At 65.5% G+C, this 26,862-nt stretch carries 26 protein-coding genes and 1 riboswitch; of the genes, 6 read left to right on the top strand and 20 right to left on the bottom strand.

The features are described 5' to 3' along the window. Positions 1–71: 71 nt before the first annotated feature. A complete protein-coding gene (locus PSAL_RS01345; protein ID WP_119839786.1) occupies positions 72–587 on the bottom strand; it encodes a DUF6446 family protein in 516 nt (171 codons plus the stop codon). A gap of 154 nt (positions 588–741) precedes the next feature. Between PSAL_RS01345 and PSAL_RS01340 the strand changes: the two genes are divergently transcribed. After that, positions 742–1,377, top strand: a complete 636-nt coding sequence (locus PSAL_RS01340; protein WP_119839787.1) for a MarC family protein — start codon at positions 742–744, stop codon at positions 1,375–1,377. 111 nt (positions 1,378–1,488) lie between these two features. Here the strand turns inward: PSAL_RS01340 and PSAL_RS01335 are convergent, their stop codons facing one another. Further along, a complete protein-coding gene (locus tag PSAL_RS01335) occupies positions 1,489–2,433 on the bottom strand; it encodes a glycine--tRNA ligase subunit alpha (RefSeq protein WP_119839788.1) in 945 nt (314 codons plus the stop codon). Positions 2,434–2,783: 350 nt separating this feature from the next. On the opposite strand from PSAL_RS01335, the gene PSAL_RS01330 reads away from it, so the two are divergent. Continuing rightward, positions 2,784–4,556, top strand: a complete 1,773-nt coding sequence (locus PSAL_RS01330) for a serine protease (RefSeq protein WP_119839789.1) — start codon at positions 2,784–2,786, stop codon at positions 4,554–4,556. A gap of 108 nt (positions 4,557–4,664) precedes the next feature. On the opposite strand, the gene cysG is transcribed toward PSAL_RS01330, so the two are convergent. The 13 genes from cysG to metZ all read right to left on the bottom strand — a co-directional run bounded on the left by cysG (position 4,665) and on the right by metZ (position 16,937). Continuing rightward, a complete protein-coding gene (gene cysG / locus PSAL_RS01325; protein ID WP_119839790.1) occupies positions 4,665–6,065 on the bottom strand; it encodes a siroheme synthase CysG in 1,401 nt (466 codons plus the stop codon). 334 nt (positions 6,066–6,399) lie between these two features. After that, positions 6,400–7,848, bottom strand: coding sequence for a TrkH family potassium uptake protein (locus tag PSAL_RS01320; RefSeq protein WP_119839810.1), 1,449 nt, complete (start codon positions 7,846–7,848; stop codon positions 6,400–6,402). A gap of 19 nt (positions 7,849–7,867) precedes the next feature. After that, positions 7,868–8,491, bottom strand: coding sequence for an urease accessory protein UreG (ureG, locus tag PSAL_RS01315; protein WP_119839791.1), 624 nt, complete (start codon positions 8,489–8,491; stop codon positions 7,868–7,870). 23 nt (positions 8,492–8,514) lie between these two features. Continuing rightward, positions 8,515–9,249, bottom strand: coding sequence for an urease accessory protein UreF (locus PSAL_RS01310; protein WP_231388578.1), 735 nt, complete (start codon positions 9,247–9,249; stop codon positions 8,515–8,517). Continuing rightward, positions 9,161–9,709 carry an urease accessory protein UreE gene (locus PSAL_RS01305; RefSeq protein WP_119839792.1) on the bottom strand — a complete coding sequence of 183 codons (549 nt, stop codon included), beginning with the start codon at positions 9,707–9,709 and terminating at the stop codon, positions 9,161–9,163. The genes PSAL_RS01310 and PSAL_RS01305 overlap by 89 nt, the downstream gene beginning before the upstream one ends. A 40-nt stretch (positions 9,710–9,749) precedes the next feature. After that, entirely contained in the window at positions 9,750–9,971 is a 222-nt protein-coding gene (locus PSAL_RS01300) for a DUF1127 domain-containing protein (protein ID WP_119839793.1), read from the bottom strand. Positions 9,972–10,277: 306 nt separating this feature from the next. Then, positions 10,278–10,904 carry a hypothetical protein gene (locus PSAL_RS01295; protein ID WP_119839794.1) on the bottom strand — a complete coding sequence of 209 codons (627 nt, stop codon included), beginning with the start codon at positions 10,902–10,904 and terminating at the stop codon, positions 10,278–10,280. Beyond that, positions 10,904–12,613: an urease subunit alpha gene (gene ureC, locus PSAL_RS01290; protein WP_119839795.1), complete on the bottom strand. Its 1,710-nt coding sequence runs from the start codon at positions 12,611–12,613 to the stop codon at positions 10,904–10,906. Before ureC ends, PSAL_RS01295 begins: the two co-directional genes overlap by 1 nt. Before the next feature lie 95 nt (positions 12,614–12,708). Beyond that, on the bottom strand, positions 12,709–13,014 hold the full coding sequence (locus PSAL_RS01285; protein WP_119839796.1) for an urease subunit beta: 306 nt from the start codon (positions 13,012–13,014) through the stop codon (positions 12,709–12,711). Between the two features lie 184 nt (positions 13,015–13,198). Continuing rightward, the gene (locus PSAL_RS01280; protein ID WP_119839797.1) at positions 13,199–13,501 is read right to left on the bottom strand and encodes an urease subunit gamma; all 303 of its coding nucleotides are present in this window, start codon (positions 13,499–13,501) and stop codon (positions 13,199–13,201) included. Position 13,502: 1 nt separating this feature from the next. Continuing rightward, positions 13,503–14,306: an urease accessory protein UreD gene (locus tag PSAL_RS01275; protein ID WP_231388577.1), complete on the bottom strand. Its 804-nt coding sequence runs from the start codon at positions 14,304–14,306 to the stop codon at positions 13,503–13,505. A 162-nt stretch (positions 14,307–14,468) separates the two neighbouring features. Further along, the gene (gene folE2 / locus PSAL_RS01270) at positions 14,469–15,557 is read right to left on the bottom strand and encodes a GTP cyclohydrolase FolE2 (RefSeq protein ID WP_119839799.1); all 1,089 of its coding nucleotides are present in this window, start codon (positions 15,555–15,557) and stop codon (positions 14,469–14,471) included. A 195-nt stretch (positions 15,558–15,752) separates the two neighbouring features. Further along, complete coding sequence (gene metZ, locus PSAL_RS01265) at positions 15,753–16,937, bottom strand: O-succinylhomoserine sulfhydrylase (protein ID WP_119839800.1); 1,185 nt, start codon at positions 16,935–16,937, stop codon at positions 15,753–15,755. A gap of 65 nt (positions 16,938–17,002) precedes the next feature. Further along, positions 17,003–17,080: riboswitch (SAM riboswitch) on the bottom strand. 114 nt (positions 17,081–17,194) lie between these two features. Here metZ and PSAL_RS01260 point away from each other — a divergent pair. Continuing rightward, positions 17,195–18,100 (top strand): alpha/beta hydrolase, encoded by a 906-nt coding sequence (locus PSAL_RS01260; RefSeq protein WP_119839801.1) that lies wholly within the window; start codon positions 17,195–17,197, stop codon positions 18,098–18,100. Positions 18,101–18,581: 481 nt separating this feature from the next. Here PSAL_RS01260 and PSAL_RS01255 read toward each other — a convergent pair whose 3' ends face one another. The 4 genes from PSAL_RS01255 to ftsY all read right to left on the bottom strand — a co-directional run bounded on the left by PSAL_RS01255 (position 18,582) and on the right by ftsY (position 21,847). Continuing rightward, positions 18,582–19,139 (bottom strand): nuclear transport factor 2 family protein, encoded by a 558-nt coding sequence (locus PSAL_RS01255; RefSeq protein WP_119839802.1) that lies wholly within the window; start codon positions 19,137–19,139, stop codon positions 18,582–18,584. 41 nt (positions 19,140–19,180) lie between these two features. Then, positions 19,181–19,651: a MarR family winged helix-turn-helix transcriptional regulator gene (locus PSAL_RS01250; RefSeq protein ID WP_231388576.1), complete on the bottom strand. Its 471-nt coding sequence runs from the start codon at positions 19,649–19,651 to the stop codon at positions 19,181–19,183. A gap of 168 nt (positions 19,652–19,819) precedes the next feature. Then, a complete protein-coding gene (locus tag PSAL_RS01245; protein WP_119839803.1) occupies positions 19,820–20,449 on the bottom strand; it encodes an inner membrane-spanning protein YciB in 630 nt (209 codons plus the stop codon). A gap of 105 nt (positions 20,450–20,554) precedes the next feature. After that, positions 20,555–21,847, bottom strand: a complete 1,293-nt coding sequence (gene ftsY, locus PSAL_RS01240) for a signal recognition particle-docking protein FtsY (protein ID WP_119839804.1) — start codon at positions 21,845–21,847, stop codon at positions 20,555–20,557. Positions 21,848–22,036: 189 nt separating this feature from the next. Here ftsY and PSAL_RS01235 point away from each other — a divergent pair, with 189 nt between their 5' ends. Next, complete coding sequence (locus PSAL_RS01235) at positions 22,037–23,095, top strand: alkane 1-monooxygenase (protein ID WP_119839813.1); 1,059 nt, start codon at positions 22,037–22,039, stop codon at positions 23,093–23,095. A 53-nt stretch (positions 23,096–23,148) separates the two neighbouring features. Further along, a complete protein-coding gene (locus tag PSAL_RS01230; protein WP_196222818.1) occupies positions 23,149–23,574 on the top strand; it encodes a hypothetical protein in 426 nt (141 codons plus the stop codon). Positions 23,575–23,622: 48 nt separating this feature from the next. Here the strand turns inward: PSAL_RS01230 and xseA are convergent, their stop codons facing one another. Further along, positions 23,623–25,218 (bottom strand): exodeoxyribonuclease VII large subunit, encoded by a 1,596-nt coding sequence (gene xseA, locus PSAL_RS01225; RefSeq protein ID WP_119839805.1) that lies wholly within the window; start codon positions 25,216–25,218, stop codon positions 23,623–23,625. A gap of 269 nt (positions 25,219–25,487) precedes the next feature. On the opposite strand from xseA, the gene purD reads away from it, so the two are divergent. Beyond that, complete coding sequence (gene purD / locus PSAL_RS01220) at positions 25,488–26,768, top strand: phosphoribosylamine--glycine ligase (protein WP_119839806.1); 1,281 nt, start codon at positions 25,488–25,490, stop codon at positions 26,766–26,768. Positions 26,769–26,862 lie beyond the last annotated feature (94 nt).

Here is a 26,862-nt window from a genome sequence, read left to right as displayed (position 1 = left end):
GCATTCCAGGCATGCTGCATGATCCGGGACATGCCCTGACGAAGGCACCCGCCCCATTGGTCCGGCGCTGCTCAGCGCGGCGGGCAGGCTTCCCCGACCGGGGTCCCGTCATAGGACCGCTCGCCGCAATTGTTCAGCTGGTGCCAGACATATCCCTGCCCCTCTTCCGTCACCGCGATCACCCGGTCGACTCCGTAGTGGAAGTTCTTCCCGCCCAGGAACGCCTTCGCGGTGCCGCTTTCAAGCGCCTCGCCGATATCCCCGGCGTCAAAGCAACCGAACCAGAAGGGCGCGTTCAACGGCTCCGCCTCCGGGTAGGGTTCGTACAGGGTTTCAAGGGTGGCAAGATCGTCCATCGGCGTAAAGCAGGCGCGATACCGGATCGGAGAACTGTCGGCGTCGATCGCTTCGAAATCGGAGTAGGAGATCGGGCGGGCGCTGGTGTCGCCAAGGGGCACGATGGCCACGTCCTGACCGGGGCGCGAGACGACCGGGTCGTAGTAACCCCAGATCTGAAGATAGAACAGGCCCCCGCCCGCCAACAGCGCACAGACCAGAATGGCAACGATGGCAATCCGTCCCAGCATATCTTTCCCCGGCTTTTCTTGCATGGCGCGGCTGATCGCGCCGCTTCGCTATAGGCAGTTCGCACGCGCCCTGCTAGGGCTGAACCCTGCCCCGTGCCTCTGCCCCTAGGCAAGGCGCCGGAAGGGCCCGCATTTTCCAGGAAAGACAGACCACATGGACAGCTTCGACGCCATCAAGTTCTTTGGCGCCCTTTTCGCCATCATGAACCCTGTGACCAACCTGCCGGTCTTTTTGAGCATAACCGATGGCATGACCCCGGCCGAACGGCGCGGCACCGCGGTGAAGGTGACGCTATACGCGCTGGTCCTGGGGGGATGTTTCGCGGCGGCCGGGACGGCGCTGCTGTCGGCCTTCGGAATCTCGGTCAACGATTTCCGCGTCGCGGGCGGGTTGGTGGTGCTGACCATCGGGCTGGGGATGCTGAACGGCAAGGACAGCGCGGCCCATCACGGCACCAATACCGAACAGGCCCGGTTCGACGATCGCAGCGCCGTGGCCTTCTATCCGCTGACCTTCCCGATCCTTGTCGGGCCCGGGACGATCACCACGCTGATCCTCTATCGTCAGCAGGCCACGGATCTGGCCGGGCTTTCCGCCTATGGGGCGGTCTTCCTGACGGTCCTGGCGCTGGTCGGGGTGGTGTTCCTGGCTGCGGGGACCATCGGCAAGCATATCAGCCAGACCGCGCGGACCATCATGACCCGCCTGATGGGCATGATCCTGGCTGCCATCGCGGTCGAGATGCTGACCGACGGGCTGAAGGTCCTGCTGCCCGGCCTCGCGGGCTGACCCGACCCGGCGCCATCGGGAAAGTCCGGATGGCACAGCGGCAAGAGGATGATCCTGCCCCCTTGCCCGTCCTTTTGCAGGCCAGCCGCGAGGGGCTGGAAGGGTCCCGGCTCAGGGGGCCGTCCAGCCGCCCGCCTCGGTCTGCACGAAGGCATCGGCGCATTGCTTGGCCAGCGCCCGCACCCGTCCGATATAGGCCTGGCGTTCCGTGACCGAGATCACACCGCGCGCGTCCAGCAGGTTGAAGACATGGCTGGCCTTGATGCACTGGTCATAGGCGGGGTGCGCCATGACGATGCGCTTGCCGGTCTTGGGGTCTTCGGCGGGCTGGGACAGGATCGCCTCGCATTCCGCTTCGGCTTCCTCGAAATGCTTCAGCAGCACCTCGGTATTGGCCACGTCGAAGTTCCAGCGCGAATATTCCTGCTCGGTCTGGCGGAAGACATCGCCATAGCTGAGCGGGATCACCGACTGCGGATCATTGTAAGGCATGTCCATCACGTGATCGATGCCGAGGACATACATCGCAAGGCGTTCAAGGCCATAGGTCAGTTCGCCCGAGACCGGCTTGCAGTCGTGGCCGCCGACCTGCTGGAAATAGGTGAACTGGCTGACTTCCATGCCGTCGCACCAGACTTCCCAGCCAAGGCCCCAGGCGCCCAGGGTCGGGCTTTCCCAGTCATCCTCGACAAAACGGATGTCGTGCATGTCCATGTCGATGCCGATGGCCTCGAGGCTGCCGAGGTAAAGCGCCTGAAGATCCGGCGGGCTCGGTTTGATCAGCACCTGGTACTGGTAGTAATGCTGCAGCCGGTTCGGGTTCTCGCCATAGCGCCCGTCGGTGGGCCGGCGCGAAGGCTGCACATAGGCCGCCGCCCAGGGGCGCGAGCCGAGGCTGCGCAGCGTGGTCGCGGGGTGGAAGGTGCCGGCGCCGACCTCCATGTCATAGGGCTGCATGATCGCGCAGCCCTTGCTGGCCCAATAGGCCTGAAGCCGCAGGATGATCTCCTGAAAGCTTTGCGGGCGGGTCGTCTGGGCGAAACTGGTCTCGGGCATCGGGCTACCTTGGGTTCGGCGCGGGTCTGGAAGTGGCCGGGCCACGGCGTTGCCGTTCGTTACCGGGCAGGCGGTCAGAGGTCAAGTTGCCCCCTGCGCCAGCGGCCACCGCCAACCTGCGCCGCGCCTGCCCCTGTGGCGATCCTGCGGCCTGCGCAACCGTGGTTTCCGGGGCGCAGATCCGGCCATATCTGCATTATTAGGGTGCAAGTAATTCCCGATTTGGTAGAAATCCCTGACAGAGGCGCATGGATCGCCTTCTGCGACTTTGCCTTCCGGGCCCTGTCGCAACTGCCGGTCCGCAAACGCCCCGAAGGATGAGGCCCATCGTGGCAGGCAAGAGGTATTCCATGTCCACCCGTTTGATCATGCGGCTGTGTTTCACAGCTTTCTTCGCGACCCTTGTCGCCCTGCGCGGCGCCCAGGCGCAGGACCTGCCCGCCTATATCCAGATCCACGCCTGGCCCGATGCCGCCGAGGCCGAAGCCGGGCTGCAGAATTACGCGGGCTACCTGCCCGATGTCACGGGTTTCACCCTGTCCAACGGTCTCTATGTCGCCGTGCTTGGCCCCTATCCGCGGGACGAGGCCGTGAACCGTTTGCAGACCCTGCGGGCCAGCGGACAGATTCCGGGCGACAGCTATATCTCATACCGATCCTGGTACGAGGCGGAGTTCCAGGCGGGCATCGGGTCAGGCACTGGCTCGGGCATCGGCTCGGGCTCCCAGCCCGAGACCGCCCCCCAGCCAGCCGCCCAGCCCCTGCCTGACGCGGGCACCTTCGGCACCGGCTTTGACGATGAAACCCCCGAGCAGGCCCGCCGCAGCGAGGCGCAATTGTCGCGCGCCGAACGCGACCAGTTGCAGATCGCCCTTGGCTGGGCCGGGTATTACAATGGCCCCGTCGACGGCGCCTTCGGACAGGGCACACGCAATTCCATGGCCCGTTGGCAACAGGCCAACGGGTTTTCCGCCACCGGCATCCTGACGACGGCGCAGCGCAGTGCGCTGATCGGGCAGTACAACGCCCTGCTCGACGATCTCGGGCTGGAACTCTATAGCGACAACGAGGCCGGGATCGCCATGGAACTGCCGCTTGGCGCGGTGCAGTTCGACCGCCACGAGGCGCCCTTTGCCCATTTCACTCCGCGGGACGAAGCCGCCCTGCCCGCCCGCGTTCTGCTGATTTCGCAGGCCGGGGACGAAGGCCGCCTGGCCGCGCTTTACGAGATCATGCAAACCCTCGCGATCCTGCCCGAGGGCGGCGCCCGGTCACGGCGCGCCGACAGCTTTACCGTCGAAGGGGAGAACGCACAGATCGTCAGCCATGCCGAGGCGCGGCTGCAAGACGGTCATATAAAGGGGTTCATTCTGGTCTGGCCCATGGGCGACAGCGACCGCCGCAGCCGGCTTCTGGGCGAAATGCAGGCCAGCTTTACCCGCCTGCCCGGCGTGCTGCCCTATAACGAAGGCATCGACGCCAGCCAGGGTGTCGATCTGGTGGCGGGACTGCGGGTCCGCAAGCCCCTGTTCGCGCGCTCGGGTGTCTTCGTCAGCCGGGATGGCGCGGTGGCGACCCTGGCCGATGATCTTGCAAGCTGTGGCCAGATCACCATCGCCGGGGATCACGCCGCCTCTGTCGCGCGCAGCGACGCCACCAGCGGCCTTGCCCTGCTGCGCCCCACCGCCGCCCTTGCCCCCATGCGCGTCGCCGAGGTCTCCTCGGCCGTGCCGCAAATCGGCAGCGAAATTGCCGTGGCGGGCTATTCCTATGCCGGGATGCTGGGCGCGGCCAGCGTCACCTATGGGGACCTCGCGGACCGGGGTGGGCTGAACGGGGAAACCGGGGTTTCGCGCCTCGAGATCGCAACGCTGCCCGGCGATGCGGGCGGCCCGGTGATGAACGCCTCCGGCGCCGTGATCGGCCTGCTGCAGGCTGGCCCCGACGGGGATCGCAGCCTGCCGCAATCGGTCGCCTTCGCCACCGACGGAGCCAGCCTTGCGACTTTTCTGTCCGGCGCGGGCATCTCTACTCCGGCCTCAATTACCAGCGGCACGCTGCCCCCCCTGACCCTGGCCCGCCAGGCCCGCGAGATGACCGCCCTCGTGGAATGCTGGGAATAGCCCAGGATCCGCGCCAGGCCCGAACAAGCCGGCCCTTCGACAAAGCAAACAAAAGCCCGCGCAGTCAGATGCGCGGGCTTCTTTCATTGCAAACTCCACATGACCTTCTCAGGCGCGGGACGGCAGCGCGGCGACATCGGCAGAGGGCACCGCATCCACCGCCAGCGTCTTGGAATAGCGCAGTAACAGGATCGCAGGGCTCTGCACCTTTTCGCGCTGCAAGGCCTCGGCCATGCCCTGCAGGGTCAGGCTCAGACGCCGTTCCTGCGGCATGCTGGCCGAGGCGATCACATCGACCGGACAATTCGGCGGCACCCCGGCGGCCAGCAGTTCGGCTTCGACACGGGCGGCCCGATCGACCGCCATGTAGAAGGCCATGGCCGTGCCGGGACGGGCGGCGGCGCGCCAGTCGGGCGCGCAATCTCCGGGGCGGCAGGTGCCCGTGGTGATGACAAGCGTATCGGTCTCGCCGCGCTCGGTCAGTGGCCGGGTCGTGGCGGCGGCCACGGCAGAGGCGGCGGTGATGCCCGGCACGATCTCGACCGCGATCCCGGCGGCGCGGGCGGCGGCGATTTCCTCGGCCGCGCGACCAAAGATAGACGGATCGCCGGATTTCAGCCGCACGACGCGGCGGCCCTTGGCGGCTTCGGCAACGATCAGGCGGTCGATCTTGTCCTGCGGCCAGGCATGGGCACCGATCTCCTTGCCGACATAGACCCGGTCGGCATCGCGGCGCGCCAGTTCCAGAACCTCCGGATCGACCAGGCGATCGTAGAAGATCACATCGGCCTCCTGCAGGCGGCGCACCGCGCGCAGGGTCAGCAGATCCCGCGCCCCCGGCCCTGCCCCGACAAGGGATATAAGTCCGGTTTCTCCGGGCGCCTCGCCATTTGCGATGGCCTGCTTCAGCATGTCGGCAGCGGCATGTTCGTCGCCGCCGCGATGCCGGGCGAAGGCCTCGCCGGTAAAGACCCATTCCCAGAAGGCGCGCCGGTTGCGCGGCGCGATCCGGCCCGCGACCGCATCGCGCAAGCGCCCCGCAAGGGCGGCGAAACCACCAAGACGGGGATGCAGCATCGTCTCGATCTCGGTCTTGATCATGCGGCCCAGCACCGGGGCCGTGCCCTCGGTCCCGATGGCGACGACGACCGGGTCGCGGTCAACGATCGACGGGGTAAACCCGTCGCAATGATCCGGCTGGTCGACGACATTGACCACCGCCCCCGCCGCCCGCGCCATGGCGGCGATGCGCAGATCCAGCGCCTCGTCCCCCGTGGCGATGAAAGCCAGCGTGCAGTTTTCGAAGGTCTCGGGGCCGGCTTCGGGCACATGCAGGGCGCGCCCGGTAGCCACGAGGCCAGAAAGTTCGGGGTCGAGGTCGCGGCCCGCGATGACGATCTCGGCCTCGGTCTTGAGGACCAGACGCGCCTTGCGCGCCGCCTCGGCGCCAGAGCCGCAGATCACCACGCGGCGGCCGGTCATGGTCAGGAATATCGGAAAGGTCTTCATATCAGCCTCTTGCCGGATCAGGACGAATAGGGCCGGAACGCGCCCCGCCAAGGGCGAAGGGTCACACGGCCATGCTCATGAAAGTCCCAGTCATCGGGAAAGGCGCCCGGCGTCGTTGCCGCAGCGTTGAGGGTCATGATGCCGCAGAACAGGGGCCTCTGGCAAGGGTCATGGGCCTGCGCGGGCTGGCAGGGCGGCTATTTGCGAGGTTAGCGGGCGTTTCGGGGGATCGGGCCGGCAAATCCTTGGCAAAGGCTCGGACGCCTGGAAGCCCCCGCCCGTTCGCGGTTCAAAAGGTCCACCGGACCTTTTGCCGGCTGCGCCGGACCGCCGCTCACCCACGCCAGAACTGGACCGTGAGCATGGCGTAGACCACCATCAGCTCCAACCGGCCGCAGAACATGGCGATGCTCAGGATCCACTTGGCGGAATCGTTCAGGGGCGCGAAATTGCCTGCCGGGCCGATGATGTCGCCAAGGCCAGGGCCGATATTGGCCAGCGCCGTCGCCGCGCCGGAGAGCGCGGTGATGAAATCGAGGCCCGTCAGCGCCAGCAGCACCGAAAACACACCCAGAGACACCACGAAGAAGACAAAGAAGGACATGACCGACCCCAGCACTTCTTCGCCCAGGGGCCGGCCTTCGTAGCGGGGCGAAAACACCGCGTGGGGCGCGTGGATGCGGCGGATCTGTGCCCCGATGGAGGCCAGCAGGATCTGGTAGCGGAAAATCTTGACCGAGCAGGCCGTCGATCCGGCACAGCCGCCGATCAGTCCGATGAAGAAGAACAGGGTGATCAGGAACGACCCCCACTGCATGTAGTCGACCGAGGCATAGCCCGTCCCCGAGATGATCGAGACGATGTTGAAAAGGCTTTCGCGCAAGGCCTGTTCCCAGTGATGCGGGAACAGGTGCAGCAGGGCCAGGCTGCTGACCAGGACCAGCACGCCGATCGTCGCCATGAAGCCCCTGACCTGCACGTCGCGAAAGATCGCGGTCTTGTTGCCATGCAGCAGTTGCACGTAGCGCACGAAAGGCAGCGCCGCGAGGATCATGAAGACCGTGGCGGCATATTCCATCCCCCCCGCAAAGGCGCCGAAACTGGCATCCCGGGTGGAAAATCCGCCTGTCGACACGGTGGTCAGCGCATGGACCGTTGCATCGAAGGTCCCCATGCCGAGCAGCAGGTAAGTCATCAGGCAGGCCAGCGTCAGCCCGACATAGATGACCGAGATCTGGCTGGCGATAGCCGTGGCGCGGGGCAGGATCTTGCCCATGGTTTCGAAAGCTTCGGAGCGGAAGACCTGCATCCCCCCGACCCGCAGTTCGGGCAGGAAGACCATGGCCACGACGATGATCCCGATGCCGCCCAGCCATTGCAGGATGCCACGCCACAGCAGCAGCCCCTGCGCCATGTCGTCAAGGCCGACGAAGACGGTCGAACCGGTGGTGGTCACCCCCGACATGGCCTCGAAATAAGCGTCGGTGAAACTGGCCTGCGTCTCTCCCAGCATGAATGGCAGCGCACCGAAGATCGGCAGGGTTGCCCAGACACCCGAGGTCAGCAGGAAGGTCTGTTGCAGGGTCAGCCCGTCACGGTTGCCGTTCTGGCAGGCCAGCGCCGTCAGGGCCCCCGCGACGAAGGTGATGATACCGCTTTCGGCAAAGACGTACCAATGTCCCTGCCCTTCGATCATGTCGACCAGCATCGGCAACAGCATCGTCATGCCCAGCACGGCGACAAGCAGGCCGATCACATAGCCGATGGGGCGAATGTCGATCATCGCCGAGCGACGGGAGGCGTCAGAGAGCCGGGACAAGTCCGCCGATCTCCTCGATCAGGGACAGGATGGCCGGCAGCCCCTCTCCGGTCTTGAGATTGGTAAAGACGAAGGGCCGCCCCTTGCGCTGTGCCGTTGCGTCGCGCTCCATGACGCTCAGGTCGGCGCCCACATGGGGGGCGAGGTCGGTCTTGTTGATGACCAGGATGTCGGAACGGGTGATCGCCGGACCGCCCTTGCGCGGGATCTCTTCGCCCGCCGCCACGTCGATGACATAGATCGTCATGTCGACGAGTTCGGGCGAGAAGGTCGCCGACAGGTTGTCGCCCCCCGACTCCACCAGCACCAGGTCGAGGTCCGGGAAATCCTTGTTCAGCTCGGCAATGGCCGCCAGGTTGATCGAGGCATCCTCGCGGATCGCCGTATGCGGACAGCCGCCGGTTTCAACGCCCCTGATACGGTCCGAGGTCAGCGCCTGCATGCGCACCAGCGCCTCGGCGTCTTCCTGCGTGTAGATGTCGTTGGTCACCACTGCGACCGACAGGTGGTCGCGCAGCGCCCGGCACAGGGCTGCCGTCAGCGTGGTCTTGCCGGCACCCACCGGGCCGCCCAGACCGATACGAAGAGGACCGTGGGGGGATGGCATGGCTGGATCCTTTCCATCGGGAATCAGGAACGAAAGAGTCGCGTCGTCAGGGCTTCCTGCCGCATGGCGGCAATGTCGGACAAAATGGCGCGCGCGCCAAGCCCTTCCAGGTCGCCGGTTTCCGCCCTCTGTGCCAGTGTTTGACACAAGGGTTCAAGACCCGACAGGATACGTTGCCCATCGGTCTGGCCAAGAGGCACCAGACGCACCGCTGCCGATGTCAGGGTCGAGGCGAAGGCCAGCAGAGACAGCCGCAGCAGCATGTCCAGAGGCAGATCCATCAACCGGGCCGCCCGGCCAAGGGCGACCGGATAAGGCATGGCCGGCAGGTCAATCCCGTGGATCTCGGCCGTGGTGGCGGCAAAAGCGGCGCCCTGTGCGCTGGTTTCCAGGCGTCGGCTGGCCGAAGGGGCCAGCGCCAGCGCCAGTTCCGCAATTTCGGGCAGGTCCTGCGGGGCGGCATGCCATGCGGCGGCCAGCAGAAGCGCATCATTGTGCCCTGCCCCATGATCGAGGATGTCGCGAATCCAGGCCTCGGCTGTCGGGGTGTCGGTGATCCAGCCATCGGCCACCGCGGCCTCGATCCCGTGAGAATAGGCAAAGGCCCCGACCGGATAGGCGGGCGAGAGCCAGCGATGCAGGATCAGCGCCGGGTCGACATGCAGTTGCTCAGTTGTCATGGGAGTGGCTGTGCGAATGCCCGTGGTCATGCGCGTGACCATCGCCATGAGAATGCCCATGGTCATGATCTCCGCCATTCAGCGTCTTGCCATGTTCATGGGAATGGGTCCGCCCGTGTCCATAGGCCCCGCCTTCGGGGACAAAGGGCGCTTGGACCGGGACAAGGGTCGCGCCGAGATGCGTCAGCATGGTGGCAATGACCTTGTCCTGACGGATCAGAAGGTGGTCGTCCAGGATTTGGCAGGGGGTGTGACGATTGCCGACATGCCAGGCAAGGCGCACAAGATGCGGCCCCGTCACCTGCAAAAGCGGCTCGGGCGCGGCGCGGACGGTGATCAGACAGCCGTCTTCCAACTGCAGCGCATCGCCTTCGTTCAGCGACATCGTCTGGGCCAGGTCGACCAGGATGCGATTGCCCCCGTCGGTCTGCAGCCCCTTACGCCGGATGAACCGGGCGTCGTAGTCGAGCGTCACGCTGTCGGTGACCCTCGTCGAATCGACGGCCTCGCTGGTGAGGGTGGAGAGAGCGCGGATCATGCCGCGCCCCCAACCGTCAAACCAACGCCGTCAAACCCGATCAGATGTAGAACAGGTGGCGGAAGACGTAGGCCGGGATCTCGTCGCGACGGATGCCCAGCTTGGCCAGTTCGGCGTCCGACTTCGCGTTCAGCGCTGTGATCTGGTCGTGACGCGTGCGGCGTTCCATGTAGTTGTTCAGGCCGGTGCCGATGCTGTTCATCAGAGCCGAGAAGCGGCTGCCGAAGGACGGTGCGGAAGAGATATGAGTTGCAGTAGCCATGATGAGTAACCTCTTTGGACTTTGGTTTGGGGCGTTTTGCTCCGTTGTCCAAGAGATAGGTCAGCGATTGCGTCCTTACTACAGTCAATCCCTCAACACCGCCATGCGCCCGCTGCAACGCAGAGAATTCTTCTAAAACCCCTGTTAATGAGCGTGAAACAGGGCCGCATTGCGCTAATTGCATGACGGAAGGGGCTAGATTTGCTGCGCTGCGGCACAGGAGTCCGACCCCGTGAAACAGGGCGCGACGGGCGCCGGAAAGGGTCGTTCCAGCGTGGCAACAGGCCAGGTATGCGACGCGAAATGTCAATTTTCGAACCTCTTGCGCAGGGCAATGATCTCGGTCGGCAGGTCGATCATGTGGGACGTGTCCCCCGAGCCGCTTTCGGAAATCACCGAAATGCCCGGATCATGCGCGTAAAGATAGGTCGTATAGCTGCTTTCACCCTCTGCCGGCACCGTCTCGATCCGCACCGGCATGGCGGAATAGCGGCAGGGCCCGATGTCGAGGTCCTGCACCGGACCTACCGAGACCTCCATCCGGGTCGTGCTGCTGCCCGTGGGCGAGAAGATATCGACTTCCGTGCTCCAGCTCAGGCCCGAGATCACGACCGGCAGCCCGTCGGTGGGAACCGGATAGACATAGATTTCGGATTCACCTGGCCCGCCTTCGAGATAACTGTTGGACAGGGTGAAGATCCCCTTGCCGATCAGTTCGAAATAGCTCGGCGTCGCGTCCTCCATCACCCAATAGGAGGTCACATCGTTCGAGACGCGCTGAAAGACCTCGATCGTCTCGTAATCCGCATCACGGGTGATCAGGGCGATGCCGGTTTCCAGATCCGTCGCGGTCGGGCAATAGAACGATTGCGCTTGCGCGCTCAGCGGCAGAAGCGCGGGCAGCACCAGCCCGAGGGAAAGCGCCCGCCGCATCAGAACAGGAAATAGCGCTGCGCCATCGGAAGCTCCGAGGCCGGTTCACAGGTCAGCAGCTCTCCGTCGGCGCGCACTTCGTAGGTCTCGGGGTTGACCTCGACCCTTGGGGTGGCCGTGTTCAGCTTGAGGTGCGACTTGCCGATGTTGCGGGTGTTCAGCACCGCGACGGTTTCCTTGGCGAGACCCAGGTTGTGACCGATGCCTTCGGCCTGGGCCGCGGCAGAGACGAAGGTCACCGCAGAGCGTTCAACCGATCGCCCATAGGCCCCGAACATGGGCCGCGAATAGACCGGCTGCGGCGTCGGGATGGAGGCATTGGGATCACCCATCTGGGCACAGACGATGGTGCCGGCCATCAGCACCATTTCGGGTTTCACTCCGAAGAAGGCCGGGTTCCACAGCACGAGGTCGGCGCGTTTGCCTTCCTCGATGCTGCCGATCTGATGCGACAGACCATGGGCGATGGCGGGGTTGATGGTGTATTTCGCGATATAGCGGCGCACCCGGAAATTGTCGTTGGCGCCGGTTTCCTCGGCAAGGCGGCCGCGCTGCTTCTTCATCTTGTCGGCGGTCTGCCAGGTACGGATCAGGACCTCGCCCACCCGGCCCATGGCCTGGCTGTCGGAGGCGATGATGCTGAAGGCACCCATGTCGTGCAGGATGTCTTCGGCGGCGATTGTCTCGCGCCGGATGCGGCTTTCGGCAAAGGCCACGTCTTCGGGGATCGCCTTGTCAAGGTGGTGACACACCATCAGCATGTCGAGATGTTCGTCGATGGTGTTCTTCGTGAAGGGCCGCGTCGGGTTGGTCGAAGAGGGCAGCACATGTTCTTCGCCGCAGATCTTGATGATGTCGGGTGCATGCCCGCCCCCTGCCCCTTCGGTGTGGAAGGCGTGGATGGTGCGGCCCTTCATCGCCTTCACGGTGTTCTCGACGAAACCGGATTCGTTCAGCGTGTCGGTGTGGATCATCACCTGCACGTCGTAGTCGTCGGCCACCGACAGGCAATTGTCGATAGTGGCAGGCGTGGTGCCCCAGTCTTCGTGCAGCTTCAGGCAGGAGGCCCCGCCCTTGATCTGTTCCTCCAGCGCAGCGGGAAGCGAGGCATTGCCCTTGCCCGCAAACGCCAGGTTCATCGGAAAGGCATCGGCGGCCTGCAACATGCGCGCCATGTGCCAGGGGCCGGGTGTGACGGTCGTGGCCAGCGTGCCATGGGCCGGGCCGGTGCCGCCGCCGATCATGCAGGTCAGGCCGGAATGCAGCGCGTCGTCGATCTGCTGCGGGCAGATGAAATGGATATGGCTGTCGATGCCGCCGGCGGTCAGGATGCGGTTTTCACCGGCGATGACCTCGGTGCCCGGACCGACGATGATGTCGACGCCCGGCTGCGTATCGGGGTTGCCCGCCTTGCCGATCTTGTGGATGCGCCCGTCCTTCAGGCCCACGTCGGCCTTGTAGATGCCGGTCCAGTCGACGATCAGCGCATTGGTGATCACCGTGTCCACCGCGCCCTCGGCCCGCGTCGCCTGCGACTGGCCCATGCCGTCGCGGATCACCTTGCCGCCGCCGAACTTGACCTCTTCACCGTAGCTGGTGAAGTCCTTTTCGACCTCGATCACAAGATCCGTATCGGCCAGGCGCAACCGGTCGCCCGTGGTCGGGCCGAACATCGCGGCGTAATCCGCGCGAGAGATCTGGGTGGGCATTGCGGGCTCCTGAAATGTCTGGTCGCGGTGAGGCGGCGAATGGGGGTCAGGTCGAAAGGGCGTGGATCAGCGGCGGGGCAAGCGCCCCGTCCCGGTCACAGCGGCCCCATGACCTTCTGATTGAAACCGAAGATACGGCGATCCCCGGAGATCGGAATAAGGCTGACCTCGCGGCGCTGGCCCGGTTCGAACCGCACGGCAGTGCCGGCGGCGATATCGAGGCGCAGACCACGGGCAGTGGCGCGGTCGAAATCCAGCGCCTCGTTGGCCTCGGCGAAATGGTAGTGGCTGCCGATCTGCACCGGGCGGTCACCGGTATTGGCCACCATCAGGGTGATGGACTCCGCGCCTTCGTTCAGGGTCAGGCTGCCTTCGGCGGGGAAAAGCTCTCCCGGGATCATTGGCGTTTCTCCCAGAAGGCGGGCGCGCCGGGGACGCGCAGGGGGATTGGCTGAACCTGCGGCGCCAGGCCGAGGGTGGTCAGGATCTTTTCAAGCAGGGTCATGATGCTCCGTTCCTTTCCTGAGGCGGCGGGCGGCTGGGGATGCCGCGCCCGGCGCGTGAAATCTGTTTTGGCCCAAGGTCCTAGCGGATCGGGTTATGTACCGTCACCAGCTTGGTCCCATCGGGAAAGGTCGCTTCGACCTGCACTTCGTGGATCATCTCGGGGATGCCCGACATGCATTGATCGACGGTGATGACCTGGGCGCCGGCTTCCATCATCTCGGCGACCGAACGTCCGTCCCGCGCGCCCTCGACCACCGCGTCGGTGATCAGCGCGATGGCTTCAGGGTAGTTCAGCTTCACGCCGCGCGACAGGCGCTTGCGCGCGACCTCGGCGGCCATCGCGACCAGAAGCTTGTCTTTTTCTCTGGGGGTCAGTTGCATGTCAAAGCGTCCAGGTTTTGGGAATGTCCTGCCCGGACAGCCGCGTGACGGCAGGGATCAGCCGCTTGCGCAGCTCGAACCCGTCGGGGGCGACGATCCGGGCGAAAATCAGATCGGGGGCAACAAGGCTCGCGCCCCCCGTGGGGCCGAGCAGCCAGCGCAGATCGGCCAGCGCGGCCTCGGCACCGGGGGCGGCAAACAGCAGCGCCGCCATGGCGCCGGCGCCCGCCGCGACACCGGGGCGCATGCGTTGGCGGTCCAGCGGCAGGTCCGCACTATCAAAGGTCAGGTTGTCGGCAAAGATCAGGCGCCCGTCCCGCCGCAGCCGCCAGCGGTCCTTCAGCAGCCCGTCGCGCACCACCTCGCCCATGGCGACGCGGCCGAAGACCAGCGGCTCGACTGCAAGGAAACGCGCATCGGGTTCCAGGTCGACCTGGAACCGGCGACAGACGCGGGCGGCATCGAACAGGATGGTTTCCTGGGGCAGCCAGTCCAGCCGACCGCCCGCCCCGACCCGCAAGGACACTTCCACATGGCCCGTCTCGTCCGGTTGCGCGCGATAAAGCCGCTCTGCCGCCTGAGAGGTCAGCGACAGGGCCGCGCCATCGCGGGCCTCTGCGGTGATGGAATAGCGGTCGCCGCCGGTCACCCCGCCGGACGTGTTCAGGAACACCGCATTCAACATGCCATGGCGTGCAGCGGGAAACAGCGCCTTGAGGGACCCCGACTGATGCAGATCACCGATCCGCGCGCCGGGCCGCGCCGACAGCCGCAGAACACCCCGGGACCGGGGCTGGCGCGTCACTGACGGGCGCAGGTCTTGCAGTTCGGCGTTGATGGTCTGGTCCCTCCGTCGCCCGGCAGATTAGCAAGCGATGGCAGGAGTGTAAGCCCTATTCAGATCCCAGACCAGACGGCACCGGAGATTGCGGGCCTCTGCCCGCAATTTGTGCGCCCTGAAAAGGGGTTACCCGGCGTGATGCAGGGTCGCGAAGAAGCGCGGATCGACACTGCCGGAGCGGAAGCTTTCGCCTTCGGTCAGGATCGACACCGCGTCATGGCTGTGCAGGCTTTCCTGATGACTGGCGGCGACACGATAGTCCCCGACCCGATTATCATCCTGTAATTGCTCGCAAAAAAGCCGCGCAGCATCTTCGACAAAGATTGGGTTGGCGGCGTTCAGCTCGGCAAAGGCCTGTTCATCCTCGCGTTTGACCATGACCTGCGTCTCGGTCGGGACGGCGCTGCGGGCCATGTCGATCAGATCCTCGAACCACAGCACCTTGCCATCCAGCACCTGCACCGAAATCCGCGCCACCGAGCGCTGCGAATGCGGCGTCGCCAGTTGGCCGCGCTCGCGCCGGGCATGTTCCGACAGTTCCAGCGAACAAGGGCAGGTCGAGGAATAGACGTAGTCGAGATGGATGAAATGCTTGCGCGTCGCACCTTCGTCCACCAGTTCCAGCGCGATATCGTAGAACTGGTAGCCGCTGAGACCCGAACGCAGGCTTTCCCGCCTTACCGGGTAGGAAAAGCGCATCATGATCCGCGCATCCATGCTGTCGAGGTCGGCCTTGTAATCGTCCAGGGCCGCCTCGATCACGTCGAAAGAAAAGCTTTTCTCGGAGTGGGCATAGAAGCTGCGCATGATGCGCGACATGTTGATGCCCTTCTTGTCGGCCTCAAGGCTGACGGTGCCGGTGATTGCAGTTTCCAGCATCTGCTCGGCACCGTCACGGGTGTGATAGCGGATCGGCAGGCGGAAATTCGAGATCCCGACATGCTGGATGGCCTTGTTGGCGCCGCGGATCAGGCTGGCCGGGCCATTCTGCAGGTCGGGCATGGTGGCGCGGTAATTGGCGCCTGCGGTGAAATCCGTCGGGTAGACATTGGAAAGCAGGGGGTATTCGCCCTGCCCCGGCAGCAGCCGCGCGATCGAGGGATCAAGCGCATTGATCTCGGCATCGCTGGCCTGCGCGGCCCAATGGCGCAAAAGGTCAAGCGCCGCTTTGGCGTCATCGTCCTTGGGTGACAGATCGTTCGGGTGGATATTCATACCGGCCCCTTTTCCCTTGCGCCGCAAATGGCGCCGTCCCGCAACATGTAAGGTCCAATAGCACCTTTTTCCATTCCTGCACGGTATACGCCGGACGGTAGCTAACGGATCATTAAATCTCGTCGCGGGATCGTGCCCCATCCAACCCCGGCGGGGCCGATGGGTCACGAATGGTTAAGGATAGCTCGGCTTCAATCAGGCCTTCTCGAGCGCCCCGAGGATATCCGCGACCAGATCCTCTTCGTCCTCGATCCCGAGAGAGATGCGCACCAGCCCCGGCGTGATGCCAAGGTCCGCGCGCTGCTCATCGCTGAGGCTGGAATGCGTGGTGGTCTGCGGATGTGTCAGGATCGACTTGGCATCCCCGAGGTTGTTGGACAGCACGCCGATCTCGATCGCGTTGAGGAACCGGAAGGCTGCCTCCTTGCCCCCCGCAAGGTCGATGGCGATCACGGTGCCGCCCTGCCCGCCGGTCTGGCTTTGCACCAGGGCGTGCTGGGCGTGGTCGGGCAGGCCGGGGTAGATCACGCGGGCCAGCTTTTCGTGCCCCTGAAGCGCCTTGGCCACGGCCATCGCGTTGCGACTTTGGGCATCGACCCGCAGCTTGATCGTTTCCAGCCCCTTCAGCATCAGCCAGGCGTTGAACGGCGACAGCGCCGCGCCCGTATGCTTGAGGTAAGGCATCAGCTTTTCGCGGATATAGCTTTGCGTGCCCAGCACGACGCCGCCCAGGGCCCGGCCCTGGCCGTCGATGTGCTTGGTCGCGGAATAGACCACCACGTCGGCGCCCAGATCGATGGCGCGCGAATAGACCGGGGTGGCAAAGACATTGTCCACCACGACCGTGGCACCAACCGCATGGGCGATGTCGGCGACCCCCTTGATGTCGATGACTTCCAGTGTCGGGTTCGAGGTGGATTCGAAGAAGACAACCTTGGTGTCCGGCCGGATCGCCGCGCGCCATGCGTCAAGATCGGTACCATCGACCAGCGTGATCTCGACCCCGAAGCGGCCCAGCACCTGTTCCAGCACGTAAAGGCAGGAGCCGAACAACGCCTTGGCCGCAACCACGTGATCCCCGGCCGCGCAAAGGCAGGTCAGCGCCCCGTTCACCGCCGCCATGCCGGACGCGGTGGCAAAGGCATCCTCGGCCCCTTCCAGCGCGGCAATGCGCTTTTCGAACATGTCGACGGTGGGGTTGCCGTAGCGGGCATAGATAAATTCGTCCGGGCCGGTTTCCTCGAACCGTTCCTGCGCGGCTTCGGCGGTCTCGTAGACGAACCCCTGGGTCATGAAGATGGCTTCGGCCACCTCGCCATATTGCGAACGGCGGATGCCGCCGTGAACCAGCTTGGTACCCTGCTTCCAGTCGGTGCTCATCTTCTTTTCCTTCCCACCCGCCTGAGACGGGCACAAAAAAACCCCAATCGCGGTCAAGCGAAAGGGGGTCCCCATCCTCGACCTCTTTAGCGGCATGTTTAACGTGGCCCGCAATCCGGTAACAAAGCGCCACGAGCCTCGGATTAACGCTGCCATTGCGTCGGGTCAAGCCGTCACGGCTCTGTCATGCCCCGTTCATCACCGGTTTGCAGTCCCGCGCTATGGTCGGGTGAACATCGGGCAATGGGCACGCAGAAATGGCCTTGATCAGGATGAATGCAACGGGCACCGCCGTGCAGGCACATGGTACGCCCAGATCCACGTCGGCTGCGCTGGACCCGTTGGTCGCGCGACCGGGGCCGATCGTGGTCATGGTGCATGGCTACCGTTTCGAACCCGAACATCCCGACCACTGCCCGCATGACCATATCTTCAGCGAGGCCCCGGATCACCCCTGCTACAAGGCCGAAAGCTGGCCCCGCGGTCTGGGCATCGGGGCGCTGCGCCAGGGTCTGGCCTTCGGCTGGCGGGCCCGGGGGTCGATCTGGCAGGCCCATGCCGAGGCCGCCTTTGCCGGTCAGGCCCTCGCCGGGCTGCTGCGCCGCCTGCGCGACGCCGATCCGCTGCGCCCGATCCATGCCATCGGCCATTCGCTTGGCGCGCGGGTGATCCTGTCTGCCCTGCCGGAGCTCGAGGCCGGGACGCTGGACCGCGTGCTGCTGTTGGCGGGTGCGGATTACGCAAGCTCCGCGCGCCGCGCATTGGACAGCCCCGCCGGGCGCCGGGCCCGGATGCTGCATGTCACCAGTGGTGAAAACCGGGTCTACGACCTGATGCTGCGCTCGGCCTTGCCGCCCGCACACCCCGGAGATCTGGTGCTCGGCCGGGCGGACCTGCCGGGGCTGCCGACCCTGCGGCTGGATGACCCCCGCCATCTCGACGGGCTGTCGGGGCTCGGCTACCGCGTCGCCCCGCCGCAGCGGCGCATCTGCCACTGGTCCAGCTACCTGCGCCCCGGCATCTTCGACCTATACCGCGACCTCACGGATACATGTGGTGCCGCCCTTCACGCAGAAGTCAGTGCGATCACCGCGCCCACACCCGCCCTCGCCGTTGCCTCGGGCTGGTCGCTGCCCTTGCCCTGGGGGGCGAATGCCTCATGACGGCTCCGACACGGAGGACCCGCCATGACCGATCCGATCCCGCCTTCCGACTGATCCACGCCCAACAACCGGATGCCGGCGGTCATCGATCCCGAAAGTCCGGACGGCGCCCCGAGCCCGGTCTTCGAAAGCGGCGCGATCCTGTAATATCTGGCGGGGAATTTCTTTTCCATCGCCGACATGGCGAACTGGCCCCGGGCCTGCCTCTGACAAGGCCAGCAACGGGACATTTCGGACAAACCCGCCCTGCAACGATGGCTGGACCTGGTCGCTGCGCGCCCGGCGGTCCGGAAGGACAAGGCCCTGGCCGAAAACCTGCATACCAGCAGCAACAGGGCCGAGGAACATAAGATCCTTTTCGGCCAGAATGGCTGAACACCTCGCGCCGCGCGGCCCTTCTTCATCCTGTCGGAAACAGTCCGGGGGTGAATGGGGCCATGGACCCAAGAGGGGGCAGCGCCCTCTCCCCCTCAGCTCCCGGTCAGGGGGCCATCAGCACCATCTTCGAGGGGTAATCCGACGCCCAGCCCTCAGCCAGCGGCGCGACAAAGACGTTCTCGGTCCGGGTCCGGGTGATCTTCCAGCCCCCGGCCTCCTTGCGGAAACCGTTGTTCAGACGCGAGGACCGCAGCACCGCCTTGCCATCCGAAAACAGCCAGGGCTGCATATGCACCCATTGGCCTTCCGCCGTGTCCCCCGAAACATGGATCTGTTCCGAGGTCAGATAATGGCAGTTCAGCAGCAGCGCCGGATCCTGCTTTTCGCCCCAGAAGCGTTCGAAATGCGCCCGGATGGCGGGCGCCCCTTCCAGCTTTCCGAACTGGCCATCGTAATATTCCCCGACCCCTTCCCAGGTCGCATCCTCGGCATATAGCGCCATGATCCGGTCGATCCGCCCGGCATCGCTGTCCACCCCATGTTCCGGCAGGGGCGTGTCGCACAGGAACATGTAGCGGGCCTGAAGGCGCCGGATCTCGGCTTCTGCTTCCAGCACCTCGACGCGGGTCGCGAGCGCGGCAATCTTATCTTCAAGGGACATCGGTTTTCCTTTCGACGGCAAGGGGGGGCAAGGCGGCAGGCTCAGATCCGCTGCAACTGGTCAAAGACCTTTTCCAGCGTGGCATTCAGCTGCGAGAGTTCCTGCGCAGAGATATTGACGAAACCGGCGGCCAGCACGCGATTGGCCTCTTCCAGCGCCGCGGCACGCAGGGCGTCGCCCGCCGGGGTCAGGCGCACCTGGGTGACGCGGCCATCCTCGGGGCTGATCCGGGTGGAGACATGGCCATCCGCCACCATGCGCTGGACTACCTTGGTCGTCGTGTTCAGCCGCATGGTCGAGATTTCAGCGATCTGCGACACGCCCAGATATTCCTCTTCATATAGCGAAATCAGCACCCGCCAGCGCGGCATGTCCAGACCCAGGGGTTTCAACCGGCGTTCCAGCACATGGACATAGCGCGCATTGACCCGCGACACCCAGTAGAAGGGCCAGTTGCGCTTCATATGGGTCAGGATGACGGGCAGGCTTTCCACGGCGGGACGATCGGGCAAGGGCTGGCCTTTCGGAATGGCAAACGGCCGCCCGCCTGGGGCAACCGAAGCGCACGTGACCCCAGCCTCACGCGAATCGCAAGAACAAGCCGCGCGATCCCCGCAAGGCGCCGCAGAAATGCCAACCGCCCGACGCCCGATGCAGCAGGCAGCCCCGTCGCCGGCAGCCTAGCCGGCTTCGTCCGGGGTCTTGTCCTCCTCTTCCAGCGCATAGGTCTGCAGGACCTTGCCCTGTGTCATGAAGAACAGGAAGACCGCGATGGTCAGCCCGAAGGTCTTGAAATAGACCCAAGTATCGGTGCTCTGGGTGCGCCAGATGATCTCGTTCAGCGCGGCCAGGGCCAGGAAGAAGACGCAAAGCCGCCGGGTCAGGATCATCCAGCCTTCGTGTTTCATCGCCATGGCGCCTTCCATCACCGATTGCAGCCAGCTTTCGCCGCGCAGCAGACCGATGCCGAGCGCACCACCGAACAGCAGGTAGATCAGCGTCGGCTTCATCTTGAAGAACCGGTCGTCGTTCAGCCAGACCGACAGGCCGCCGAAGACGGTGATCAGAACGGCCGTGACAAGCTGCATCTTCGACAGCTTGCCGGTCAGCTTCCACAGCAAGGCGGTGGACAGCAGCACCAGCGGCACGAATCCGGCAGTGACAAGGATGAACCCTTCGTAGCTGCGGCCCCCGATGTCGAAGGTCCGGTTCTTCACCAGCACATAGGCGATGAAGAACAGGACCACGGGTCCCAGTTCCAGGCCCGTCTTTACCAGAGGGCTGATCTTTCGGCTGTTCGTTTCGGCCACGCGGACCTCCTGTTTTTGCGCCCCCTGCCCGCCTAGCGCCCTCGGGGCGGTTCGCGGCGGGCAGGCAGGGTGGACATGATGTTGTCGGGGTCGGCTATGCGGTCGTTAAGCTTCGACCCCGGTCAAAGCGCGGGCGAAATCCGCCGGATCAAAGGGCGCAAGGTCGTCGATCTGTTCCCCGACCCCGATGGCATGGATCGGCAGGCCGAACTTGTCGGCCAGCGCGACCAGCACGCCGCCCTTGGCGGTGCCGTCGAGCTTGGTCATCACCAGACCCGAGACATCGGCCAGCTTGCGGAAGGTTTCAACCTGGGACAGGGCATTCTGACCGGTGGTCGCATCCAGCACCAGCAGGGTGTTATGCGGCGCCTCGGGGTCCTTCTTGCGGATCACGCGGACGATCTTGGACAGTTCCTCCATCAGGTCGGCACGGTTCTGCAGGCGCCCGGCGGTGTCGATCAGCAGCAGGTCGGCGCCCTCTGCCTCGGCCTTGACCATCGCGTCATAGGCAAGGCTGGCCGGGTCACTGCCCTGCGCGGCCTTCAGCACCGGCACCCCGGCCCGATCTCCCCAGACCTGAAGCTGTTCGACCGCAGCGGCGCGGAACGTATCGCCCGCGGCGATGATGACGCTCTTGCCCGCATCGCGGAACTGGCTGGCAAGCTTTCCGATGGTGGTGGTCTTGCCCGATCCGTTGACGCCGACAACCAGCACCACCTGCGGTTTCTTCGGGTATAGCGGCATGGGGCGGGCCACGGGTTCCATGATCCGCGTGACCTCGCTGGCCAACAGCTTCTTGATCTCGGCCGTCGACAGGCGCTGACCATAGCGCCCCTCGGCCAGGTTCGCCGTTACCCGCAGGGCCGTGTCAACGCCCATGTCCGAGGCAATCAGCAGCTCTTCGAGCTGTTCGAGCATGTCGTCGTCCAGCACCCGGCGTACCACTGGCGCGCTGTCGCGCCGGAACAGCCGCGACATCAGGCCGCCGCCGTCCTTCGGCACATCGGCAGGCAGTTCGGTGGGCGTGCCCGTCGGGATTTCAGACGGGGCGCGGGCCGGGATTTCACGGGGCGGCACGGGCACCATGTCGGGCGCGGGCGCCGGAACCTCGGTCGGACCGGGGGATGGCAGTTCGGGCACCGGAAGCTCCGGCGCGGCGGGGCGCGGCAGGTCCGGTTTCGGCGTCGGCTGAGGGGCAGGTTCTGGCGTTGGTTCCGGTTCCTGATCAGGCGCCGGTTCAGGGTCCCGCTGCGGCTCTTTCTCGGGTTCCGGCTGGGGCGGATCCGGCTGCGGATCGGCCTCTGCCGTGCCACCGTCTTCCATGATCGCATCCAGCCCCTCTTCGAGCTTCGAAGAGGATTTGAAAAGCCGCTCGCGCAGTTTCGTGAAAAGAGCCATCTTGGGTCCGCCTGTGGTTTCCCGCAGAGGTAATGCCTATTGCCCAGTGATGGAAGGGGGCGGCGTCAGCGCCGTGCCGGGCCCGCCCCCATCGGTCACACCGGCCTGTGCCCGCATTTGGCCGTCGTTGACCCGGCAAGGGGCATCCCTTAGCCAGATCGGGGGTCCGCCCCGCACCAGAGGATGAAGATGACCCGTTTCGTGCTTGCCACCTGCCTGCCGCTGCCGCTTTTGCTGGCGGCTTTGGTACTGGGCGGGGTCTGGGGCTGGATCGCGCTGGCCTGGCTGACGCTCGGCGTGGCGCTGATGGACCGCCTTCTGCCCGAAGAATGGGACAACGCCGACCCGGGGCAGGATTTCACCGCCGGCTCCGCCCTTTCGGTCGGACTTGCACTGGCTCATATCGGCCTTGTGCTGCTGGCCATCGCGCTGCTTTGCGGGCCGCGCGGTGTTGCGGGCTGGTCGGTCCTGCCCTGCCTGCTGGCGCTGGCAACCTGGACGGGGCAAGTCACCCATCCCAATGCCCACGAGTTGATCCACCGACCGCGCCGCGCACTGCGTTGTCTTGGCAGGCTGCTCTATGGCACGATGCTGTTCGGGCATCATGCCTCGTCCCATCCCAAGGTGCATCACATCCATGTCGCCACGCCGGACGACCCAAATACCGCGCGGCGCGGCGAAGGCTACTGGCGGTATTTCCCGCGCGCCTGGATCGGCTCCTTCCGCGCCGGGCTGGCGGCCGAGCGGCGCGATCTGACGCGCGCGGGGCGGGCGCGTTGGCGCACCCCCTACCTCGGGGATCTGGCAGTGGCGCTGACCCTGTGCCTGCTGGCGCTGCTGTCGGGTGGCGCGACGGGGCTGCTGCTGTATCTCGGGCTGTGCCTGCTGTTCCAGAACCAGGTGCTATTGTCGGATTACGTGCAGCACTATGGGCTGGAGCGCCGCCAGCTGGCTACGGGGCGGTATGAACCCACCGGCCTGCGCCATTCCTGGAATGCCCCCCAGGCCGCCAGCCAGGCGATGATGCTGAATGCGCCGCGCCATTCGGACCACCACCTGCATGCACAGCGGCTTTATCCCGGCCTGCAATTGGCGCGCGAGACCATGCCGATCCTGCCGCGCAGCCTGCCTGTCATGGCAACCCTGGCGCTTTGGCCAGGAGGCTGGCGACGGGTGATGGACCCGCACCTGGCCGATTGGCGCCGTGCGGGTGGCGCGGAACCCGGCAGAGCTTCGCCGCCGGGCTGAAGGCCATGCGCTTGGATATTCCCGACTCGGATGGCTTCTGTCAGGGTCAGGGGATGAGACATCCGCATGCGCGCCCCGCCCTGAACATTCCCGCCCTGACGGCCCTGACCCTGCTGATCGCCACGCCCCTGCTGGCCCAGCAGGCGATGACGGCACAGGAATTCGACAGCTATTCCCAGGGCAAGACCTTTTACTATGGCTCCGGCGGCCAGCCCTACGGGATCGAGGAATACCTGCCAGGCCGCCGCGTGCGCTGGTCCTTCCTGGACGGGCAATGCAAGGACGGCACCTGGTACGAACAAAACGGCGAGATCTGCTTTGTCTACGAAGACCAGAGCGCCCCGCAATGCTGGCTGTTCTTCAACGGTCCCGACGGCATGACCGCCAGCTTCCAGAGCGACGAGGTCGGGACCGAGCTTTACGAGATCGAGAACACCCCGGAACCCCTGCAATGCATGGGCCCCGAGGTTGGGGTCTGAGCGCAGCCCGGTCATTCAGCTGACCAATCGACTGAAGACTTCAGCCGCCTAGAACAGCGACCCCTGATCATCCGCCTTCGGCGCAGGTTTCGCCCGCGCGGGCTTGGTCGCAGCCGCCTTCGTCGCACGACCCGACGCGGCATCGGACCCCGGAGCACCGGTCATGGCACCGATCCGCCCATCCGCAAACTGGATCTCAAGCTCTGCGGCGGCCTCGGCCTCGGCCTTGCGGCGCAGGATCCGGCCATCGCCATCGCGCACCACCGCGTAGCCGCGGTCCAGCGTCGCCTCGTAGCCCACCGACAGGCGCAACCGGTCGAGGCTTTCCAGCGCATCGCCGCGCCGCCGCAGATCCGCTTCACCGTAGTGCACCAGACGTTGCAATGCCCGGCTGAAATCTCGCCCCTGTCGGTCGATTTCGCGCTGGATCGGCGCCAGGCTCAGACGGTCACTGCGCCGCCCGAGCGCCTCGCGCTTGCCCGCAACAGCCCGCGTCAAGGCCGGACCCAGCCGCCCCGAAACGGCGTCGAGCCTTCGGGTTTCCTCGGCCAGGCGACGAGTCAGCATGCCGGGCCGCAGGGTCCCCGCAGCCTCGGACAGGGCTACGCGACGGGTCTGGGCAAGGCCCACCAGCGCGCGTGGCAGCCGTTCACCCAGGTGATCCAGCCGCTGCTGCGGCCCTTCCAACAAGGTCTCGGCGCGCGGCAAGCCACGCCCCAAGTCCCGCAGCCGCTGGCCCCGCAGCTCCAGCGCCTGGGTTTCCGCCCGCACCAGCCGCGCGCCCTGTTCGGCGACCCAGCTCAGAAGCTCGGCGCGCACCGGCACGGCAAGCTCGGCCGCGGCGGTCGGCGTCGGGGCGCGGCGGTCACTGACAAAATCGATCAAGGTCGTGTCTGTCTCGTGCCCCACGGCCGAAATCAACGGGATCTGCGACGCCGCCGCCGCCCGCGCGACGACCTCCTCGTTGAACCCCCATAAATCCTCGATCGAGCCGCCGCCCCGCGCCACGATCAGCAGATCCGGGCGCGGCATGCCCCCCCCGATGGACATGGCGTTGAAGCCTTCGATTGCGCGTGCAACCTCAGGCGCGCAAGCCTTGCCCTGAACGGCTACGGGCCAGATCAGCACCTTGCGCGGGAAACGATCCCTCAGCCGGTGCAGGATGTCGCGGATCACGGCCCCGGAGGGCGAGGTCACGACTCCGATCACGTCGGGCAGGTAAGGCAGCGCCTTCTTGCGTTCAGGCGCGAACAACCCTTCGGCCTGCAGGGCCGCCTTGCGCTTTTCCAGCATGGCCATGAGGGCGCCCATGCCGGCGGGCTTCAGATCCTCGATCACCAGTTGGTACTTCGACTGCCCGCCAAAGGTGGTGATCCTCCCGACGGCGACCACTTCCATCCCTTCTTCGGGGCGGGTTTCCAGCCGGCTGGCCACGCCTTTCCAGATCACACCGGAGATCACGCTGCGATCATCCTTCAGATCCAGGTAGACATGCCCTGACCGGGGGAAGCTGACCCGCCCGATCTCGCCCTTGATCCGGACATGGCCGAATTCTCCCTCGATCACCCGCTTGATCGCACCCGATATTTCGGTGACCGAAAATTCGGGGGCATTGCCGGCTTCGTCTTCTTCGAAAAGATCCACTGCGCACCTCGTCTCTGCGCAAACAGCATATCAGACCGGGCGGCGACCAAAAGCCCCGAGCGTGCCTTGTGTCGCTTGGCTGATCGCCAGAAAGATGCCTCCGGCGGGAGTATTTCCCGCCAGATGAGCGAGCCCGCTCTTTATCATCTGGCCAAAAATACTCCGGGGGAGTCTCCGCCAAGGAGACGGGGGCAGCGCCCCCTGACCGCGCGACGCTTGCTCCGCAGGCGCCCTGACGCTAAACCGCGCTGGAACCGAGCGGAGATTTCATGAACATTCTCATCCTAGGCGGCGGCGGCCGCGAACATGCCCTCGCCTGGGCGGTGGTCCAGAACCCCAAGTGCGACCGGCTGATTGTCGCGCCCGGCAATGCCGGGATCGCGGCCATCGCGGAATGTGCGGATCTCGACATTCTCAACGGGGCCGCCGTGGTGGAATTCGCCGAAGCGCAGACCATCGATTTTGTCATCATCGGCCCCGAGGCGCCGCTGGCGGCGGGTGTCGCGGATGCCTTGCGCGTGGCCGGCGTGCTGACCTTCGGACCCAGCCGGGCGGCGGCGCAACTGGAAGCTTCGAAGGCCTTCACCAAGATGATCTGCGATGCCGCCGGCGCGCCGACCGCGGCCTATGCGCGTTTCACCGAGGCCGAGCCTGCACGCACCCATATCCGCCAGCGGGGTGCTCCGATCGTGGTCAAGGCCGATGGGCTTGCCGCAGGCAAAGGCGTCGTCGTCGCGATGGATGAAAACGCGGCGCTGGCGGCCATCGACGACATGTTCGGCGGAGAGTTCGGCGCAGCCGGGGCCGAGGTGGTGATCGAGGAATTCATGGAGGGCGAAGAGGCTTCCTATTTCATCCTTTGCGACGGGGAAACCGCCCTGCCCATCGGCACGGCGCAGGATCACAAACGCGCCTTTGACGGGGACACGGGGCCCAATACCGGCGGCATGGGTGCCTATTCCCCCGCGCCGGTGCTGACCGATGGCGTGGCTGAACGCGCCATGGAAGAGATCATCCGCCCCACCCTGGCCGAGATGGTCCGGCGCGGCACGCCCTACCAGGGGGTTCTTTATGCCGGTTTCATGATCCAGGACGGTCAGGCGCGGCTGGTGGAATACAACTGCCGCTTCGGAGATCCCGAATGCCAGGCCATCATGATGCGCCTTGGCGGTCAGGTCCTCGACCTGTTGCAGGCCGCCGCCGAGGGCCGTCTGGCCGAGGCCCGGGTGAACTGGTCCGACGATCATGCGATTTCGGTGGTCATGGCGGCAAAGGGCTATCCCGGCGGGTATGCCAAGGGCACGCAAATTTCCGGTCTGGATGCCCTGCCCGAAACCGCCACGCAGATGTGTTTCCATGCGGGCACCCGCAGCGACGGCGCGGGCGGGATCCTGGCGAACGGCGGGCGGGTGCTGAACCTGACCGCGCGCGGCAGCAGCCTGCAGGAAGCCCGCGAAAAGGCCTATGCCATGGTCCAGGCCATCGACTGGCCCGAGGGGTTTCACCGCAGCGACATCGGCTGGCGCGCCCTTGCCACGGCGAAGAAATAAACGGCACGCGGTGCGGTCCTTGGGGCCGCGCCGCTTCTGCGATCAAGCTGTATGGCCGGCAGTCCACCGCGCAGGGCCCCCCAAGGTTGCTTGC

The sequence above is a fragment of the Pseudooceanicola algae genome, from assembly GCF_003590145.2.
In the GTDB taxonomy this organism is placed as follows: domain Bacteria; phylum Pseudomonadota; class Alphaproteobacteria; order Rhodobacterales; family Rhodobacteraceae; genus Pseudooceanicola; species Pseudooceanicola algae.
This window is presented reverse-complemented; position numbering and strand designations above follow the sequence as displayed.